Genomic DNA, 14726 nt, shown 5'->3' with positions numbered 1-14726 from the left:
CAGTGAAATGTGACCGGCCAGGGCTGACCGGTCACATCTCTGTTAGTCGATCAGAGCAGTCTGCGACCGTCTTCGCGGGTGATGATCACAGTGGCCGAGCGCGGCCGCTGACCCGGGCCATCAGGCCAGGTGCTGAGCAGATTGGTTGCAGTTGAACCTTCGCCCGGATGCTGGATATTGACGAACAGGGTGCGGAAGTCCGGAGTCGCGGTAATACCGGTCACCTCGGCGCCCACAGGCCCGACCAGAAAACGTTTCAGCTCACCGGTGCGTGGTTCGGCCACCAGCATCTGGTTGTTGCCGAACGGGCCACTGTTCAGTTGGCTACCGCTCATATCCGTTTGAATCCACAGCCGGCCTTCCTCGTCGAACCACAGCCCATCAGGGCTGGCCAGGCGATTATCAGCAGTCAGCGGTTTGCCGTTCGGGCCGATGCTGTCGGCTTCCGGCCCCGCGAGCATGAACAGACTCCAGGCAAATTGCCGGCCGGCGTAATCCTTACTCAGTTCACGCCAGCGGATGATATGACCGTATGCATTGGCAGGCCTTGGATTTGCCGCATCTGGAGTGGTTCGCGCACTGTTATTGGTGAGGGTGAAATACACCTCGCCGTTGTCCGGGTTGACCGCACCCCATTCCGGGCGATCCATCTTGGTGGCGCCAACCACGTCAGCTGCCAGACGGGTATTGATCAACACTTCACCCTGGTCGGCAAAACTCACACCGGCGGTTTTGCAGGCTTGCTGGAACTTCTTGTCGTTGATATCCAGTGCGAGCCATTCCCCCTTGCCGCTGTCATCGAAACGCGCAACATAAAGCGTGCCTTCATCCAGCAGGCAACCATTACTTCGTCCTGGGCGATATTTGTCGCGGCTCACGTACTTGTAGATGTATTCGTTTTGCGAGTCGTCGCCGGAATAGCACACCAATGGACGTCCGGACTTCACGGGCGCAAATACCAAGCCTTCATGGGCGAAACGACCAAGGGCTGTGCGTTTGACCGGCACCGATTCCGGTGCGAACGGATCGATTTCCACAATCCAGCCGAAGTGATTGGGCTCGTTGCGATAATCCGCACTGGCAGTTGTGGTTTTGCGAGTGGCATCGAAACGCTCGAATTCATCGCCAGCCAGATGATCCCAGCCATAGCGACTGCTGCTACGCAGGCCATAGCGGCTCAGTTCGCGGGGGAGGTCGGTATCGCGGGTGGCAAAATAGCCCGCCCAGTTTTCTTCGCAGGTCAGGTAAGTACCCCATGGTGTGAAGCCATGGGAGCAGTTGTTCAAGGTGCCGCGCGTTGATGTGCCTTTGGGGCTGTAGCGGGTTTTCAGGAGTACATGACCGCGCGCCGGGCCACTGATCCGCATAGGCGTGGCGCCGGTGATTCGGCGGTTTCTGGCGCTTGGCAACACGGCCCACTCGCCATTCAGGCCACGACGTACTTCCACCACGGAAACGCCGTGGGCATTGATTTCCTTGCGCACTTCTTCGGCGCTGCTGCGTTTGCCGGCGACCAGTGTCGGGCCATTGCGGTGCAGCAGAGGGGCATCGATGTATTCGTGATTGAGCACCAGCAGGCCGTGGTCGCTTTTCTTGCCGCCGCGTTGTGCATCAATCGGGAAGAAATGCATGCCGTCATGGTGCATGCCCAGTTGCTCGGCCTGATCCTGGGCGCTGTTGCTGCCATCGCTCAGGTAAGCCGGGTAATTGCCAGTGATCGGCGTACCCCAAGGGATAAAGGTGGTGGCCCGGTAACCCGCCGGTACGCTGATGCTGTCCAACCGGTTGGTCGCGATAGCCGTAAAGGGCAGCTTGCTGCGCGCTCTAAAGTGCAGGTTTTCCACGCCTTTGGCGGCTGGCTCTGCCGCAACTGCGGCGCCTGGCATAACACTGCCGAGAAACGCCAGCGTGCCGAACGCCGCACCGGCGGCCAGTACCTGCCTACGGCCAACGTCGTCGATCAGCTGGCTGATATGTGGGTTAGCGGACGCATTGCTGGGCAATTCATCGCCATTGCCGAACAGCACTGAGTTTTCATTATCGTGGTTCATGCAGGCTCCTTGGATTAATCGACGGGTGTCTGACGCTATCCAAGGAAATTGACGTAAACATGACAGCAGCTGTGCGAAAGCGCACAAAACCAGAAAAGGCTGATTTTCAGGCAGAAAAGAGAGGGCGACGCATTTTTAACGTCGCACGACGACGGCCAAAAGGGCGGTTGTCATGGAGGGCCGGCCATAAAAAATCCCAGCATTTCTGCTGGGATTTTCGTCACACCCTCAACCTTGATCGTGGCCTCGGTTGAGTGAACCGGTTCTTAGCTGAACTGGTTCATGGTGTTGTCTTTACCGCCGGCTTTCAGGGCTGCTTCACCTGCGAAGTACTCTTTGTGAGCATCGCCGATGTCGGAACCGGACATGTTCTGGTGCTTAACGCAGGCGATACCTTGACGGATCTCCTGACGCTGAACGCCTTTCACGTAAGCCAGCATGCCTTGGTCTGCGAAGTAACCTTTGGCCAGGTTGTCGGTGGACAGCGCGGCGGTGTGGTAGGTCGGCAGGGTGATCAGGTGGTGGAAGATACCGGCCTGGGCCGAACCATCACGCTGGAAGGTACGGATACGCTCGTCGGCCACTTGAGCCAGTTCGGTTTCGTCGTACTCAACGCTCATCAGTTTGGCGCGGTCGTAAGCAGAAACGTCTTTGCCTTCAGCAACGAATGCATCGTAAGCCTGCTGACGGAAGTTCAGGGTCCAGTTGAACGATGGGCTGTTGTTGTAAACCAGCTTAGCGTTCGGGATGACCTTACGGATTTCATCAACCATGCCCTTGATCTGACCGACGTGTGGCTTCTCGGTTTCGATCCACAGCATGTCAGCGCCGTTCTGCAGCGAAGTGATGCTGTCCAGTACGCAGCGTGCTTCGCCGGTGCCAGCGCGGAATTGGAACAGGTTGGACGGCAGACGCTTCGGACGCAGCAGCTTGCCTTCACGGTTCAGAACGACGTCGCCGTTCTTCAGGTCGGCAGGGGAGACTTCTTCGCAATCCAGGAAGGAGTTGTACTGGTCGCCCAGGTCGCCCGGCTGGCTGGTCACAGCGATTTGCTTGGTCAGGCCAGCACCCAGGGAGTCGGTACGTGCAACGATCACGCCGTTGTCGATGCCCAGTTCCAGGAATGCGTAACGCACAGCGTTGATCTTGGCCAGGAAGTCGGCGTGAGGAACGGTCACTTTACCGTCCTGGTGGCCGCACTGCTTCTCGTCGGAAACCTGGTTTTCGATCTGGATGCAGCAAGCACCCGCTTCGATCATTTTCTTGGCCAGCAGGTAGGTGGCTTCCGGGTTACCGAAACCAGCGTCGATGTCGGCGATGATCGGTACGACGTGAGTTTCGTAGCCGTCGATCTGAGCTTGGATTTCGTCTGCTTTGACTTTGTCGCCAGCAGCGCGAGCAGCGTCCAGCGCGGTGAACAGCAGGTCCAGCTCACGGGCATCAGCCTGGCGCAGGAAGGTGTACAGCTCTTCGATCAGGCCGGAAACCGAGGTTTTCTCGTGCATGGACTGATCTGGCAGCGGGCCGAAGTCCGAACGCAGCGCAGCAACCATCCAGCCCGACAGGTAGAGGTAACGCTTGTTAGTGGTCTTCAGGTGCTTCTTGATCGAAATCAGCTTCTGCTGACCGATGAAACCATGCCAGCAACCCAGGGATTGGGTGTAGACGGAGGAGTCAGCATCGTACTCAGCCATGTCTTTGCGCATGATGTCGGCAGTGTACTGAGCGATTTCCAGACCGGTTTTGAAGCGGTTCTGGGCGCGCATACGGGCCACGGACTCAGGGTCGATAGCGCTCCAGCTGCTGCCTGCGGCGGCTTTAAGGGCGGCAACGGCTTTGATGTCGTTTTGATAAGCTGACATGGTCAATCCTTCAAAGTATGTGTTTGGTTGAGCACCGACTTCCCCACTGAACACCTGTGTTGCTGGAGGTTGTTGTAGCCAACTGCAGAACGCCGAGACATCGACTTGAGACGGAATTGATCCGGTAGGAGGGTGACGAGCTAAACAGTTCGCGGGCTTCAGCTGCTGCAAATGACGGGGTCATTTGGCGTTCACCGGATCAAAGATGCCGTTGTACGACTCAACTTGCTGTGCTCGATGCGCGCTGTTGCTAAACGCTTCCCCGTCCCTCAGGACAACTTCGTTCCAGTCGCAATCTCATCGAACGGCCTTGTGGGCTTTACAACGCAAATCGGCTCGGACGGTAAGTTGGAGCGCGATTCGGAGGGCCTTTCAGCACCTCTGATTAGCGGGAGCGGGGCCATCATGCCTTTGCCAAAAGTGTTCGTCAATTATTTTGTAGTGCTTTTTCCATTACTACTACATAAATTCAGAGGCGACTGACAAGTCAGCTTTTGCCGCTCTATTCGGCGGTCTGCGGGGTTGGGCAATGGTTGCGAGGTATTTGCTTTGTGGCGGCGGCGAAGAGCAGCCGATGAGCGGTTATCGGTACTGGGCTGGGGTGGCCCAGTGCAAGAGGGGCAGCAGGGTTTAGTTCACCACGTCGACTTTGACGCGCATGCTCATGTCTTCGCGGCCCTGGGTCGAGCGGTGTTGCAGAAAGTCGCCTTGCTCGCCCTGGCTTTGCTCGCTGATGCCACCGATGCTGATCCATTCACCAACCCGGCCGCTGACCCGGGTGTCGGTACTCTGCACGTCAATAGCGCCAGGTTGGGTCTGGCTGAGGCGGTCGCGGTTGCTGCTGATGTTGATGTGCACCATTTCACCGCTGAGGCTGGCGGTGACATAAAACCCGCGCGTGACATTGCGGTACTGGGTGTTGCTGTAGGGCTGCCCGTAGGCATCCCGGCCACGGGTGGTCAGCGGTACGCTCTGGCCCACTTGAATCAATGCCGGATAGCCTTCGGTGGCCTGTACTTGCTGGGTGCCGCCGCTGCGGCTATCGGTGCTGCGACGGATGATCCGCACCTGATCGCGCCCATTAATCTCGCCCTGGCCGATCTGGATTTCACCATTGCCTGCGCTGATGCTGCCATCGGCGCGATAGCCCCGATCGGTCTGATAGCCCGACTCGTTGGTGTCGACGCTGATCAGCAGGCGGCGTGGCACGGTGTCCAGCTGTTGCAGCAGAGTGCGTACTTCCTGGATTTTGGCCGGATCAGCATTGACGATCAGCTGATTGCCATAGGCATTCACGCGGCCCTCATGACCCAGTACTGATTGCACCACCGACAACACCTCATCCGCAGTGCGGTAATTGAGGGGGATCACCTCAGTGGCTGCGCTGAGCGACAGGCTGCAGCTAAACAGGGCGGCAGCGAACAGGGCGCGAACCTTCATAGCAGAAAACTCCGTAAGTCAGCATCCGTGATGCTGGTATCCCAGGCCTGGTCGAATTGTGCGCGGCGCTGGCGGTTGCGGCCGGGGGCCTGGTACAGGGCATAACCACTGGCTTGGCCAAGCTCGGGCAGCAACAGCAAGCCACGGTCATCGGCCAGCAGAAACGCCAGCTCTTCATTAGGGTAGTCCGGGTGCAGCTTGCGAATCTGCATATTGCTCGACAGACGGCGCGACAAACCGAGCAGGCGGTGGCCTTCCTTGACTGCACGGCTGGGGTCGCGCAGCAGGATACGCAGCTGGTTACGGGGATTGGCCAGCAGAAAACGGGTGCAGGCGTCCTGAACGCTGCTGTGATGATAAAGCCAGGGTTCCAGGTCGTGGCTGTAGATGCATAGGCTGCGCTGGGCCTGTTGCAACAGTGCTAATGCATGGGCGCGGGCCTGTTCCGGTTGACTGAAGCGTTCCAGTGCGGCATGGGCACCCAGGACAAACGGTGCCGGTTCAGCCTGCGGACTGTCGGGTGTCAGGCTTTGCGGGTTGTGCACAGCAAAACGCCCCGGTGACTCGAACTCGATGACGGGAAGCTCAATGGGCTTCGGTTGCTCGGGCAGGTCATTCGGGGCGTTTTCGTCGTTCATCCTGGCCTCTAGGCGCTATGTCGCACCATGTCTACGTGAGGAATGCCGGCGTCGAGGTATTCACCACTGACGATGGCAAACCCGAGCTTTTCATAGAAGGCGGTGGCGTGCACCTGGGCACTGAGCATTTGCTGCGTCAGGCCACGTTTTTCCGCTTCCGCGATCACCGCCTGAATCAGCGCAACACCCACGTTCAGGCCGCGCCAGTCCTTGAGCACGGAAACCCGGCCGATATGGCCATCGGGCAGTAGGCGAGCGGTACCGATCGGGTAATCACCTTCCAAGGCGAGAAAATGCACAGCATCGGCATCCTCCGCATCCCATTCCAGTTCCGGCGGTACAGCTTGTTCTGCGATAAACACGGTTTCGCGAATACGCCGCAGGTCAGCATTGTCCTTCTGCCAGTCGGCCAGGCGAACCTGTATCTCACTCATCAGCAAACTCCAGGCTGCCTTGTTTGACCAGTTCAACCAGCAGGTTACGCCCTTCGTCATCGGCAAGCCATGCGCCGAGGTTTTCGATGTGCAGGGCGTCGGCGGAACAGACCAGCTTCAGCAGTTCACGGAGGTTGGCAGACAGCAGGCGGCTCTGGCCGCTGGCGAACAGCACAAGGTCTTCACCGACTTCCGACCAGGCCATGCGCGCACTGGGGTTGCGGATCAGAATGGCGCCATCTTCGAGGCCGGCGAGGAAGGTTTCTTCGTCGATCTCGATACCGGCAATCAGCTCCGGGTATTTGGGCTCGGTCATGAACTGGCCGAACCAGGTCATCAGTAGGCGCTCATCACTCATGTGTTCATTGAGCAATGCCTTGAGGCGATCAAGGGCGTCGCGCTGTATCTGTGTCGGGTCATCGGTAGGTTGCGCATCAGCATCGCTGTAGCGCTCTTCGTCAGGCAGGAACTGGCCGAGAAAGTCGGTGAAATGGGTCAGGACTTCAGCGGCGCTTGGCGCACGGAAGCCTACGGAATACGTCATACAGTCATCCTCAGCGGTACCACAGTGGGCCAGAAGTGGCGGCAGATAAAGCATGTCGCCGGGCTCCAGAACCCATTCTTCAGTTTTAACGAATTCGGCAAGGATCCTCAGATCCGCGTGTTGCAGCATTGGGCTATCGGTATTGCACTGCTGGCCGATCTGCCAGCGGCGTTTGCCATAGCCCTGCAGGAGAAAAACGTCGTAATTGTCGTAATGTGGGCCCACGCCGCCACCTGGCACGGCGAAACTGATCATTACGTCATCGATGCGCCATTTGGGCAGGAACTTGAACGCTTCCAGCAACTCAGCCACTTCCGGAACAAACTGATCGACCGCCTGAACCAGCAGGGTCCAGTCGCGCTCAGGCAGGTCGGCAAAGGCGTCTTCGGCAAACGGGCCGCGGCGCAACTCCCACGGGTGCTCGCCGTGCTCGATGACCAGGCGCGATTCGATTTCTTCTTCCAGCGCCAGACCGGCGAGCTCGTCGGGGGAAATTGGGCTTTCGAAACCAGGAATTGCCTGGCGCACCAGCAGCGGTTTCTTCTGCCAGTAGTCACGCATGAACTCGCGAGCAGTAAGGCCACCCAATAGTTGCAGCGGAGTATCAGGATTCATCGCTAAGCCCTTGAAGTCAGTAAATACCCATAAATAAAAACGCCCGGCGCAGCCGGGCGTCTGGGAGGCTGTTGCCGGTTAGATACGCTTGGCCTGGGCAACCGCGTTGCCGATGTAGCTGGCTGGGGTCAGGCGCTTGAGTTCAGCCTTGGCGGCGTCTGGCATGTCCAGGCCATCGATAAAGCTCAGTAGTGCTTCCGGGCTGATGCCCTTGCCGCGGGTCAGCTCCTTGAGCTTCTCGTACGGGTTCTCGATGGCGTAACGGCGCATTACGGTCTGGATTGGCTCGGCAAGCACTTCCCAGCAGGCATCCAGATCTTCAGCAATACGTTGAGCATTGAGCTCCAACTTGCTGATTCCCTTGAGACTGGCTTCGTAAGCGATGACGCTGTGAGCGAAGCCGACGCCGAGGTTGCGCAGCACGGTGGAGTCAGTCAGGTCGCGCTGCCAGCGTGAGATTGGCAACTTGCTGGCCAGGTGCTGGAACAGTGCGTTGGCAATCCCCAGGTTGCCTTCGGAGTTTTCGAAGTCGATCGGGTTGACCTTGTGCGGCATGGTGGAGGAGCCGATTTCGCCAGCAATGGTGCGCTGTTTGAAATAACCCAGGGAGATGTAGCCCCAGATATCGCGATCGAAGTCAATCAGGATGGTGTTGAAGCGGGCAATGGCGTCGAACAGCTCGGCAATGTAGTCGTGCGGCTCGATCTGCGTGGTGTAGGGGTTGAACTGCAGGCCCAGGTCACCTTCGATGAATTGCCGCGCATTGGCTTCCCAGTCGATCTGCGGGTAGGCCGACAGGTGGGCGTTGTAGTTCCCCACAGCGCCGTTGATTTTGCCCAGCAGGGGCACCGCAGCAACCTGAGCGATCTGGCGCTCCAGACGGTAGACCACGTTGGCCAATTCCTTGCCCAGGGTGGTCGGTGATGCCGGCTGACCGTGGGTGCGCGAGAGCATTGGCACCTCGGCGAATTTGATTGCCAGTTCGCGAATCGCTTCAGCAGTCTGACGCATCAGTGGCAGCAGCACGTCGTCACGGCCGGCGCGCAGCATCAGGGCGTGGGACAGGTTGTTGATGTCCTCACTGGTGCAGGCGAAGTGGATGAACTCGCTGACCTTGTCCAGCTCAGGCAGCTTGGCCGCTTGTTCTTTGAGCAGGTATTCCACGGCTTTCACGTCGTGGTTGGTGGTGCGCTCGATTTCTTTCACACGCTCGGCATGCTCGACGGCGAAGTTGTCCGCCAGCTCATTGAGCACGGCATTGGCGTCGGCGGAGAAGGGCGCCACTTCGGCGACGCCTTCGTGGGCGGCCAGGCGCTGCAGCCAGCGCACCTCAACCAGAACGCGGAAACGGATCAGGCCGTATTCGCTGAAAATCGGGCGCAGTGCGCTGGTTTTGCCGGCGTAGCGGCCATCAACGGGGGAAACCGCGGTGAGCGAGGAAAGCTGCATGGGAGGCGTTCTCGGACAATCGGGCATTGAAAAGGGCGCGTATCATACATGAAATCAACGCTTGGCCGCGATTGCTTCAGCGGCCTTTGCGACGGCTGATCGACAGCAGGCTGGCACTGAAAATCAGTGCGGCGCCCAGTAAAGAGGTCAGATCGGGCATTTCACCCCAGCGCAGCCAGGCAATCAGTCCGGCGAACACAATCGCCAGGTAGGCAAAGGGGCCGATCAGTCCGGGCGGCGCCAGGCTGTAAGCCTTGGACATGATGATCTGACTGGCGGTGGCGAGCAGGCCGATCACCAGCAACAGGCCTAGCTCATGCTGAGTCATGGGTTGCCAGGCCCAGGTCAACGGGATGGCTGAAATCAGGGCGCTGAACAGGGAAAAGTAGAAGACGATGCGGAAGGCCGGTTCGGTATCGCTCATTTCGCGGATCGAGACAAAGGCGAACGCGGCCAGCACACTGGCCGCGAGGCCGATCAGGGCCTGGCTGTCGAGCAGGGCAGCCGAGGGTTTAGCCACCAGCAGTACGCCAACCAGACCGATGCCAGTGGTCAGCAGCATGCGCTTACTGAGCGGCTCCTTAAGCCACCACCAGGCGATCAGCGGGGTGAACACCGGTGCCGAGTAGGTGAACAGCATCGCGTCGGCCAGTGGCAGGTGGGCAATGGCGTAGAAGAAGCAGTACATCGCCGCCAGGCCATAGGTGGTGCGCCACAGATGAGACTTCAGGCGTGTGGTCTTGAACGGGCCAACTCCCTTGAGCAAGACCAGGGGCATAAAGAACAGCACACCGATCAGGTTGCGAAAGAACACCACCGATTCGTTGTTGACGCTGACCGATACCTCGCGAATGCCAACGCCCATCAGGGAAAACAGTAAGGCGGAAAGTGCCAGCAAGGCTGCGCCCTGCAACGGCTTAACCGCCCGCGTGCTCATGCGCTCAGGACCGCAGCAGCGGGTAGAGTTCCTTGAGCAGCTTGCTGCGGCTGAACACCATCTGCCAGCGATGCCCCCCCAGTTGGCGCCACAGGCGCGCAGAACGAATGCCGGCGAGCAGCAGTGCACGGATCTTCGCGGCATTGTTGGTCTGCTGCAGGTGGCGCATATCGCCTTGCACCTGAATGCGCTGACGGAAGGTGCTGATGGTGTCCTGATACAGGCTGGCGCAGTTGGATATCACGTTTTCATGGGTCGGCCCGAAGTGCTCGACTTGCTGCTGCACCTGGTCGAGGCGGCTGCCCATGACTTGCAGCATATCGCCACGCTTATCCAGTTGGCGCTCCAGGGCCAACAACGCCAGGGCATAACGCAGCGGATCACGCTGCAAACTGGCCGGATCGCGTTCCAGGGCGCTGACCAGCGCACGGTAGCCGTCGCGCAGATTGAGGTCATCGCCGCCGTAAACGTCCAGCGTGTTCTTCGGATCGCGCACCAACAGGCTGTTGATCATGCAGGCTACGGCGGGCTCGCCGACCTGGCCGGTACGCGCCAACTTGTCGACCAATACGGCCGATTCGAATACCGCGCCGAGGGCGATCAATTGTTCTTGAATCGGATTCACGCCTGCTGCTCCCGCGTAGTCCAGGGGGCGGCGGTTTCAATCACACCGCCACCGAGACAGATTTCACCGTCGTAAAACACCACGGATTGCCCCGGGGTCACGGCGCGCTGCGGTTCATTGAACACGGCGCGGTAGCCATTGGCCGTTTTCTCCAGCCTGCAGGCCTGATCGCTCTGGCGATAGCGCACTTTGGCCGTCAGCTCGCGTGGTGTGCTCAGGTCAATTGGGTTGACCCAGTAAATTTCCGAGGCGAGCAGGGCGCGGCTGAACAGCCAGGGGTGTTCATTGCCCTGGCCAACCACCAGCACATTGCGAGTCAGGTCCTTGTGCAGGACGTACCAAGGCTCATCACTGGCGTCTTTCAGTCCGCCGATGCCTAACCCCTGGCGCTGACCAATGGTGTGGTACATCAGGCCGTGATGGCGGCCGATGATTTCGCCTTCAGTGGTTTCGATATTGCCGGGCTGGGCTGGTAGGTACTGCTTGAGGAAATCGCTGAAACGCCGTTCGCCGATAAAGCAGATACCAGTGGAATCCTTCTTTTTTGCCGTGGCCAACTGGTACTTCTCGGCAATCGCGCGTACCGCTGGTTTTTCCAGCTCGCCGACTGGGAACAGGGTCTTGGCGATCTGCTCACCGCCCACCGCATGCAGGAAGTAACTCTGGTCCTTGTTGGGGTCAAGGCCCTTAAGCAGTTCGGTGCGCCCGTCGATGTCCCGGCGGCGCACGTAGTGACCGGTGGCAATCAGGTCAGCACCGAGCATAAGTGCGTAGTCGAGGAAGGCTTTGAACTTGATTTCGCGGTTACACAGGATGTCTGGGTTCGGTGTGCGTCCAGCCTTGTATTCGGCGAGGAAGTGCTCGAACACGTTGTCCCAGTATTCGGCGGCAAAATTGGCGGTGTGCAGCTTGATGCCAATCTTGTCGCACACGGCCTGGGCATCGGCCAAATCGTCCATGGCGGTGCAATATTCTGTGCCATCGTCTTCGTCCCAGTTCTTCATGAACAGGCCTTCGACCTGATAGCCCTGCTCAAGCAGCAAAAGGGCGGAAACGGACGAATCTACACCGCCGGACATGCCGACAATAACGCGCTGGGAAGTTGGATCTGACATGAGAATACTGGGCACGGGCTTGAATAAAGGTGGCGATTCTATCAGGCCGCGCGGCCTGGCCGTTAATCGCGAATCAGGCTCAGGGCAAAGTGCTGGCCGCTGAGGTAATCATCGATGCAGCGCAACACTAGCTCGCTGCGCCAGCGTTCTGGTTGCGCCGCCAACTCATCACGACTGAGCCAGCGTGGGCCGATGATGCCGTCATCCAAAGGATGGTGAGGCCGTTGGTGCAGTGCTTTACCGGCAAAACACACGCGCTGATAGGTGATGCCATTGCTGGGGGCGGTGTACAGGTAAATGCCCACCACACCTGTCAACTCGATATCCCAGCCGGTTTCTTCGAGGGTTTCGCGCAGCGCTGCCTGTATCAGACTTTCGTCGGCTTCCAAGTGGCCGGCAGGCTGATTAAATACGGCACGGTTATCGGCCATCTCCTCAACCAGCAGAAATTGTCCCTGATCTTCAACTACGGTGGCGACTGTAACGTGTGGGGTAAAGCGCATAGGGAACTCCTTGAGCGGGCGCGTGATCATAGCCGCAGTCACCGCCCGTGGTGATGATCGAAGCAATTGGACAATGAGCTGCTAGGATAAAAACGTCTTGGCGCAAACGCTGTGTAGCGTGCTTGTAGTTTGACTACAAAGCCGTTTTGCTGATTAGCCTGATGCCCGCAAGAACGCGCATGTGCAATGTTTTCAATGGATAAAGTGCGTGACTTTCTGTAGAAAAACTACAAAAATAACTTGCCTTTCCGAGACCCAAAAAGATCTATTCAGCGCGTCATCTGCGTGACTGAATGCCAGACCACGAAAACAACGGAGTCCAGCATGGGATACCAAAAGATCCAGGTGCCTGCCACCGGTGACAAAATCACCGTCAATGCCGATACATCCCTGAACGTACCGAACAATCCAATCATCCCCTTTATCGAGGGCGATGGCATCGGTGTCGATATCAGCCCGGTCATGATCAAAGTCGTTGATGCTGCCGTACAGAAAGCCTACGGCGGTGAGCGCAAGATCTCCTGGATGGAAGTTTACGCTGGCGAGAAAGCCACTCAGGTTTATGATCAGGATACTTGGCTGCCTCAGGAAACCCTGGATGCGGTCAAAGATTATGTTGTTTCCATCAAGGGCCCACTGACCACTCCTGTCGGTGGCGGCATCCGCTCTCTGAACGTAGCCCTGCGTCAGCAGCTCGACCTGTACGTTTGCCTGCGTCCAGTGCGCTGGTTCGAAGGCGTGCCAAGCCCGGTGAAAAAGCCAGGCGATGTCGACATGACCATCTTCCGCGAGAACTCGGAAGACATCTATGCCGGTATCGAGTGGAAAGCCGGCTCGCCGGAAGCAACCAAAGTCATCAAGTTCCTAAAAGAGGAAATGGGTGTTACCAAGATTCGCTTCGACCAGGACTGCGGTATCGGCGTTAAGCCGGTTTCCAAAGAAGGCACCAAGCGTCTGGCGCGTAAAGCCCTGCAGTACGTGGTCGATAACGACCGCGACTCGCTGACCATCGTGCACAAAGGCAACATCATGAAGTTCACCGAAGGTGCCTTCAAAGAGTGGGCCTACGAAATTGCAGCCGAAGAGTTCGGCGCGACCCTTCTTGATGGTGGTCCTTGGATGCAGTTCAAGAACCCGAAAACCGGCAAGAATGTCATCGTCAAAGACGCCATCGCTGATGCCATGCTGCAGCAGATTCTCCTGCGCCCGGCTGAGTACGATGTAATCGCCACCCTGAACCTCAATGGCGACTACCTGTCGGACGCTCTGGCGGCTGAAGTAGGCGGTATTGGTATCGCTCCGGGCGCTAACCTGTCCGACACCGTCGCGATGTTCGAAGCCACCCACGGTACTGCACCGAAGTACGCTGGCAAGGACCAGGTGAACCCAGGTTCGCTGATTCTCTCCGCTGAAATGATGTTGCGCCACATGGGCTGGACAGAAGCGGCCGATCTGATTATCAAGGGCACCAATGGCGCCATTGGTGCCAAGACTGTGACCTATGACTTCGAACGCCTGATGGACGGTGCCAAGTTGCTGTCCTGCTCGGCATTCGGTGATGCGCTGATTTCGCACATGTAAGCAAAGCAGCAATAAAGAAAGGCCGGTCAAGTGACCGGCCTTTTTTATGGGCGATTAACTGCCCGAGTGACTCTATTCAGACTTCAACCGTTGAGCCCTGATGTTGCTTGACTGCGGCGGGCACTTCACTGACGGCATTAGCCGCACTGATGTTTACGGCGTGGAGTCCTTTTGGACCTTGAATAATATCGAAGCTTACCGGCTGGCCAGCCTTCAGCGTTTTATAGCCGTCCATCTGGATAGCCGAGTAGTGGGCGAACAGGTCCTCATCTCGACCATCGGCCAGGATAAATCCATAGCCTTTGGCGTTGTTGAACCACTTGACCTTACCGCTAACCATGCTGATATCCCTCTGCAAAGGACTCCATCACTGGAGTATCATCCACTTCAATTCCACACCCGGTTTTCCAAGACGGGCCGCGTGTGAAACCCCTAATACCCACGCTGGGTATTCATTGTTTGTAACACCGTTTTGCCGATAGTCAAGGCAATGCTGTAATTGGCTGAGAAGCCGGTCAAACTCTGTCTAGCACAGACTATTCGCCCATTAAACGAAGCTATTCAGCATGCATGCACGTAGCCAGATTCGACTAACATTCAATCAGGATCGCCCCGCAGAGCATGAGGACGATTCCTTCGGCCTGGCCGTTCAGGAATCCAAGCCCGCCTTGCAGGCTCCCCCCATGTATAAAGTGGTGTTATTTAACGATGACTACACGCCCATGGATTTCGTGGTCGAGGTGCTCGAGGTGTTTTTCAATCTGAATCGAGAGCTGGCAACCAAGATCATGCTGACCGTCCATACAGAGGGGCGGGCAGTGTGTGGAGTATTTACCCGCGATATTGCTGAAACCAAAGCGACGCAGGTGAATCAATATGCGAGAGAGAGCCAGCATCCGCTACTCTGTGAAATAGAGAAGGACGGTTAACGC

At 57.9% G+C, this 14726-nt stretch carries 14 protein-coding genes; 2 read left to right on the top strand and 12 right to left on the bottom strand.

The genetic code is table 11. The features are described from left to right. Positions 1-50 precede the first annotated feature (50 nt). From OU997_RS18685 to OU997_RS18635, 11 genes are all read right to left on the bottom strand, one after another. Positions 51-2051: a PhoX family protein gene (locus OU997_RS18685; RefSeq protein ID WP_267807982.1), complete on the bottom strand. Its 2001-nt coding sequence runs from the start codon at positions 2049-2051 to the stop codon at positions 51-53. 266 nt (positions 2052-2317) lie between these two features. Beyond that, positions 2318-3913: an isocitrate lyase gene (locus OU997_RS18680; RefSeq protein ID WP_108488274.1), complete on the bottom strand. Its 1596-nt coding sequence runs from the start codon at positions 3911-3913 to the stop codon at positions 2318-2320. 630 nt (positions 3914-4543) lie between these two features. Beyond that, complete coding sequence (locus OU997_RS18675; RefSeq protein ID WP_267807981.1) at positions 4544-5353, bottom strand: secretin N-terminal domain-containing protein; 810 nt, start codon at positions 5351-5353, stop codon at positions 4544-4546. After that, a complete protein-coding gene (locus OU997_RS18670) occupies positions 5350-5991 on the bottom strand; it encodes a histone acetyltransferase HPA2 (protein WP_108488272.1) in 642 nt (213 codons plus the stop codon). The genes OU997_RS18675 and OU997_RS18670 overlap by 4 nt, the downstream gene beginning before the upstream one ends. A gap of 8 nt (positions 5992-5999) precedes the next feature. Further along, entirely contained in the window at positions 6000-6425 is a 426-nt protein-coding gene (locus OU997_RS18665; protein ID WP_090253657.1) for a GNAT family N-acetyltransferase, read from the bottom strand. Continuing rightward, positions 6418-7584 (bottom strand): cupin domain-containing protein, encoded by a 1167-nt coding sequence (locus tag OU997_RS18660; protein WP_267807980.1) that lies wholly within the window; start codon positions 7582-7584, stop codon positions 6418-6420. The genes OU997_RS18665 and OU997_RS18660 overlap by 8 nt, the downstream gene beginning before the upstream one ends. Positions 7585-7662: 78 nt before the next feature. Further along, positions 7663-9033 carry an adenylosuccinate lyase gene (gene purB, locus OU997_RS18655; protein ID WP_108488270.1) on the bottom strand — a complete coding sequence of 457 codons (1371 nt, stop codon included), beginning with the start codon at positions 9031-9033 and terminating at the stop codon, positions 7663-7665. 76 nt (positions 9034-9109) lie between these two features. Next, the gene (locus OU997_RS18650; RefSeq protein ID WP_267807978.1) at positions 9110-9970 is read right to left on the bottom strand and encodes a DMT family transporter; all 861 of its coding nucleotides are present in this window, start codon (positions 9968-9970) and stop codon (positions 9110-9112) included. A 4-nt stretch (positions 9971-9974) separates the two neighbouring features. Next, positions 9975-10595 carry a high frequency lysogenization protein HflD gene (gene hflD, locus OU997_RS18645; RefSeq protein WP_108488268.1) on the bottom strand — a complete coding sequence of 207 codons (621 nt, stop codon included), beginning with the start codon at positions 10593-10595 and terminating at the stop codon, positions 9975-9977. Continuing rightward, the gene (gene mnmA, locus OU997_RS18640) at positions 10592-11710 is read right to left on the bottom strand and encodes a tRNA 2-thiouridine(34) synthase MnmA (protein ID WP_267807977.1); all 1119 of its coding nucleotides are present in this window, start codon (positions 11708-11710) and stop codon (positions 10592-10594) included. The genes hflD and mnmA overlap by 4 nt, the downstream gene beginning before the upstream one ends. A 62-nt stretch (positions 11711-11772) precedes the next feature. Then, positions 11773-12213 (bottom strand): NUDIX hydrolase, encoded by a 441-nt coding sequence (locus OU997_RS18635; RefSeq protein ID WP_108488266.1) that lies wholly within the window; start codon positions 12211-12213, stop codon positions 11773-11775. Between the two features lie 324 nt (positions 12214-12537). Here OU997_RS18635 and icd point away from each other — a divergent pair, with 324 nt between their 5' ends. Next, positions 12538-13794: an NADP-dependent isocitrate dehydrogenase gene (gene icd, locus OU997_RS18630; protein ID WP_090253672.1), complete on the top strand. Its 1257-nt coding sequence runs from the start codon at positions 12538-12540 to the stop codon at positions 13792-13794. A gap of 76 nt (positions 13795-13870) precedes the next feature. Here the strand turns inward: icd and cspD are convergent, their stop codons facing one another. After that, positions 13871-14134 carry a cold shock domain-containing protein CspD gene (cspD, locus tag OU997_RS18625; protein WP_108488265.1) on the bottom strand — a complete coding sequence of 88 codons (264 nt, stop codon included), beginning with the start codon at positions 14132-14134 and terminating at the stop codon, positions 13871-13873. Between the two features lie 226 nt (positions 14135-14360). Here cspD and clpS point away from each other — a divergent pair, with 226 nt between their 5' ends. Then, the gene (gene clpS, locus OU997_RS18620) at positions 14361-14723 is read left to right on the top strand and encodes an ATP-dependent Clp protease adapter ClpS (protein ID WP_108488264.1); all 363 of its coding nucleotides are present in this window, start codon (positions 14361-14363) and stop codon (positions 14721-14723) included. The last annotated feature ends 3 nt before the right edge of the window (positions 14724-14726 follow it).

This window comes from Pseudomonas sp. SL4(2022) (genome assembly GCF_026625725.1).
Classification (GTDB): domain Bacteria; phylum Pseudomonadota; class Gammaproteobacteria; order Pseudomonadales; family Pseudomonadaceae; genus Aquipseudomonas.
Note: the sequence above shows the minus strand (reverse complement) of the source record. Positions and strands in the feature narration are given on the sequence as shown.

Excerpts from the sequence above, each read along its gene's own strand:
- purB (WP_108488270.1), bottom strand. The coding sequence starts at position 9,033 with ATGCAGCTTTCCTCGCTCACCGCGGTTTCCCCCGTTGATGGCCGCTAC.
- OU997_RS18675 (WP_267807981.1), bottom strand. The coding sequence starts at position 5,353 with ATGAAGGTTCGCGCCCTGTTCGCTGCCGCCCTGTTTAGCTGCAGCCTG.
- icd (WP_090253672.1), top strand. The coding sequence starts at position 12,538 with ATGGGATACCAAAAGATCCAGGTGCCTGCCACCGGTGACAAAATCACC.
- OU997_RS18665 (WP_090253657.1), bottom strand. The coding sequence starts at position 6,425 with ATGAGTGAGATACAGGTTCGCCTGGCCGACTGGCAGAAGGACAATGCT.
- cspD (WP_108488265.1), bottom strand. The coding sequence starts at position 14,134 with ATGGTTAGCGGTAAGGTCAAGTGGTTCAACAACGCCAAAGGCTATGGA.
- OU997_RS18680 (WP_108488274.1), bottom strand. The coding sequence starts at position 3,913 with ATGTCAGCTTATCAAAACGACATCAAAGCCGTTGCCGCCCTTAAAGCC.
- OU997_RS18660 (WP_267807980.1), bottom strand. The coding sequence starts at position 7,584 with ATGAATCCTGATACTCCGCTGCAACTATTGGGTGGCCTTACTGCTCGC.
- mnmA (WP_267807977.1), bottom strand. The coding sequence starts at position 11,710 with ATGTCAGATCCAACTTCCCAGCGCGTTATTGTCGGCATGTCCGGCGGT.
- clpS (WP_108488264.1), top strand. The coding sequence starts at position 14,361 with ATGCATGCACGTAGCCAGATTCGACTAACATTCAATCAGGATCGCCCC.
- OU997_RS18650 (WP_267807978.1), bottom strand. The coding sequence starts at position 9,970 with ATGAGCACGCGGGCGGTTAAGCCGTTGCAGGGCGCAGCCTTGCTGGCA.
- OU997_RS18670 (WP_108488272.1), bottom strand. The coding sequence starts at position 5,991 with ATGAACGACGAAAACGCCCCGAATGACCTGCCCGAGCAACCGAAGCCC.
- OU997_RS18685 (WP_267807982.1), bottom strand. The coding sequence starts at position 2,051 with ATGAACCACGATAATGAAAACTCAGTGCTGTTCGGCAATGGCGATGAA.
- OU997_RS18635 (WP_108488266.1), bottom strand. The coding sequence starts at position 12,213 with ATGCGCTTTACCCCACACGTTACAGTCGCCACCGTAGTTGAAGATCAG.